The organism is Spongorhabdus nitratireducens (genome assembly GCA_947387575.1).
GTDB lineage: Bacteria > Pseudomonadota > Gammaproteobacteria > Pseudomonadales > Endozoicomonadaceae > CANDOC01.
On record CANDOC010000018.1, the window covers coordinates 1 to 2,957 of the forward strand.

Here is a 2,957-nt window from a genome sequence, read left to right on the forward strand (position 1 = left end):
TGGTGGAGCCTAGCGGGATCGAACCGCTGACCTCAACACTGCCAGTGTTGCGCTCTCCCAGCTGAGCTAAGGCCCCAAAATCCTTTCGTCGAACCAGCAGAGCAATTTGAATCGCCGTGCTTGTCTCGAGTACGGAGCGCATTCTATGGTGCCGGTTGCAGACTGTCAAGCCTGCAACCCGGAAGAGTGTGAACTGCTGCGATATGTCTGCAGCAAAGCTGCATGTTCAGGTAGTAGCTGATATTCAGGAAAATTATTTTCCAGCCAGTATCGAACCGGCTGCAAGTAGTCAGCGTTTATGTGCCTTCCAATCAACTGCAGAATTCTGGGCAGGTGATCCAGATAATGTGCCCTCTGCTGCTCAAGACCCAATCGCATAAAGATACCTGCCACCTTGAAATGACGCTGACAACCCAGCACCTGATACCAGGCCATAAAGTCATCCCGGGCGAGATCCATACTCTGCAGATAGCGTTGTAATAAACGCTCCCGCAACGGTTCCGGCACATCCCGACGAGCATCCTCAAGCAGTGACACCAGATCATAGGCATGAGGTCCCAGCACTGCATCCTGAAAATCCAGTAAACCACACTGGCGCTTACCGCCTGCTTCGACGCCCATCAGGTTGTCCACATGAAAATCACGCAACACCAATGTTTGCGGCACATCAGGCAGGCGATCCAGTACCGAAGCCCAGACCGCTTGCCATGAATCTGATAATTCCTGTTTTGCCTGGCGTCCGGTCAGCGCAGGAAAATACCAGATCAGAAAACGCCCTGCTTCTTCCAGCATGCGAGATTTGTCATAAACGGGGATATTGACCTGTGAAGCCAGGGTGTGTTGCTGCAATCGAATCAGGGTATCCAGCGCAAGCTCATAGAGTTCCTGCTGGCTTTCACCCTGCTCCAGCAAGCGGGAGAAGGTCTGGTCACCCAGATCCTCAACCAGCGCCAGCCCCAGCTCAGGATCAGCATGTAGCACCCGGGGTACAACCTGACCCAGCTGTTCCAGATGGGCCGACATTTGGATAAAGGCTGGCAGGTTTTCAGGCGGAGGCGCATCCATCAAAATAATGGTACGCTGCAACTGAAACAGCCGGTAATACACTCGGCGGGATGCATCCTGGGGCAGCTTCTCCCGGCTGGCCTCATGCCAGCCATGGGCACGAAGAAAGTCCAGTTGCTGTATTTGTCTGTCTGCGGTCACGTTGCCATCCATCTGCTGTGATTCCAGCCCTGATTTACTCAAGTGCCCCCCGGATAACCAATAGACACTAATGTCATGACTCCGGTTCAATGGGGTCGCTCCCTGAATGCTATCAATCCCCGATACTGAAATAAATCTTCGCTTTGAGCCAAACAGCGTTGCCCGGCCATTCAGCTATGCTTGTCTGTGAATTAACCGAGCGTCAGTGGTAATGGCCTGCAACCTGACCCGGCAGCCACACTGCAATTTACCAGTCATCCATCATCCTTCCGGTCTCAGACAACAGCGCTTACAGCACTGTTTTCCCGCATACTCAGGACTCTCTCATGCTCAAGAACTGGAGACAGCTTTCACTTACAACCAAAGTGATGTTCGGCATGATCGCCGGCATTGTGGTGGGACTGTTGTCACGATCACTTTTCCCTGAAAGCCCAATGGTTACCCACTACCTGACCAACGGCCTGTTTCATGTGGTGGGCCAGATCTTTATCACCTCATTGAGAATGCTGGTTGTCCCCCTGATTTTCACTTCCATTATTTGCGGCACCTGCTCTCTCAGCGATGCCTCAACACTGGGCAGGCTGGGAGGTAAAACGCTCCTGCTGTATCTACTGACAACCGCCGTAGCCATTACCCTGGCTATCGTAAGCGCACTTTTGGTTGAGCCCGGCGTCGGAGCCAACCTTGAATCAGTTTCCAACTTTGCAGCCAAGGAAGCACCCGCCATTACAGATGTACTGATTCGACTATTTCCCAGCAACCCGATTGAGGCACTGGCTGAAGGTAACACGCTGCAGATTATTGTGTTCTCGGTACTGTTTGGAATTTCAATTGCTGCCGCCGGCGAGCCGGGTGAACGAATCGCCCGGATTTTTGAATCCATGAACGAAGTCATGATGAAGCTGGTTGCGCTGATGATGAATCTGGCACCTTATGGCGTCTTCTGTCTGCTGGCCAAATTGTTCACCACTATTGAGCTTGATGCCATAGTCAGCCTGATCAAATACTTCCTGCTTTTGATCGGCGTATTGTTTCTCCATGTCGCCGTTACCTACTGCACCCTGTTCAAGGCATTCACCGGACTAAGTCCCTGGCTGTTTCTGCGCAAAATGGAAGATGCCATCATGTTTGCGTTCAGTACTGCATCCAGCAATGCCACAATTCCGGTGACCATGGAAACCGCCACTCACCGGCTGGGAGCCTCCAACCGAGTTGCTTCATTTACTATCCCGCTGGGTAGCACCATCAATATGGATGGCACCGCCATTATGCAGGGTGTGGCCACTGTTTTTATTGCCCAGGCTTTCAGTATCGACCTGACGATTGGTGATTATCTGACTGTGATACTGACGGCAACGCTGGCCTCAATCGGTACCGCCGGTGTTCCTGGGGTGGGGTTAGTGATGCTGGCCATGGTATTACAGCAGGTTGGACTGCCACTGGAAGGTATTGCGTTGATTATGGGCGTAGATCGTTTTCTGGATATGATCAGAACCGCGGTCAATGTTACTGGTGACTGTGCGGTTACCTGCATTGTTGCCAAGGGCGAAGGCGGACTAAATGAAGCCGTCTTTAATGACCCTGATGCCGGTGAAAAAGAAGAAGAGATCGATTTCCACCATATTAGATAGGCATAAAAAAAGCACAGTACCGTTAAGTACTGTGCTTTTTAACTTGGAGCGGGAAACGAGACTCGAACTCGCGACCCCAACCTTGGCAAGGTTGTGCTCTACCAACTGAGCTATTCCCGC

2 protein-coding genes and 2 tRNA genes are annotated in these 2,957 nt (G+C 51.9%); 1 reads left to right on the forward strand and 3 read right to left on the reverse strand.

Annotation, left to right across the window (positions count from 1 at the left end; translation table 11 throughout):
* Together ACYZZ0_RS22240 and ACYZZ0_RS22245 are read right to left on the reverse strand one after the other, a co-directional pair.
* Positions 1-76, reverse strand: a tRNA-Ala gene (locus ACYZZ0_RS22240).
* Positions 77-165: 89 nt separating this feature from the next.
* Entirely contained in the window at positions 166-1,248 is a 1,083-nt protein-coding gene (locus ACYZZ0_RS22245; protein WP_461538867.1) for an aminoglycoside phosphotransferase family protein, read from the reverse strand.
* A 284-nt stretch (positions 1,249-1,532) separates the two neighbouring features.
* On the opposite strand from ACYZZ0_RS22245, the gene ACYZZ0_RS22250 reads away from it, so the two are divergent.
* A complete protein-coding gene (locus tag ACYZZ0_RS22250) occupies positions 1,533-2,837 on the forward strand; it encodes a dicarboxylate/amino acid:cation symporter (protein WP_461538868.1) in 1,305 nt (434 codons plus the stop codon).
* Between the two features lie 44 nt (positions 2,838-2,881).
* Here the strand turns inward: ACYZZ0_RS22250 and ACYZZ0_RS22255 are convergent.
* A tRNA-Gly gene (locus ACYZZ0_RS22255) sits at positions 2,882-2,957 on the reverse strand.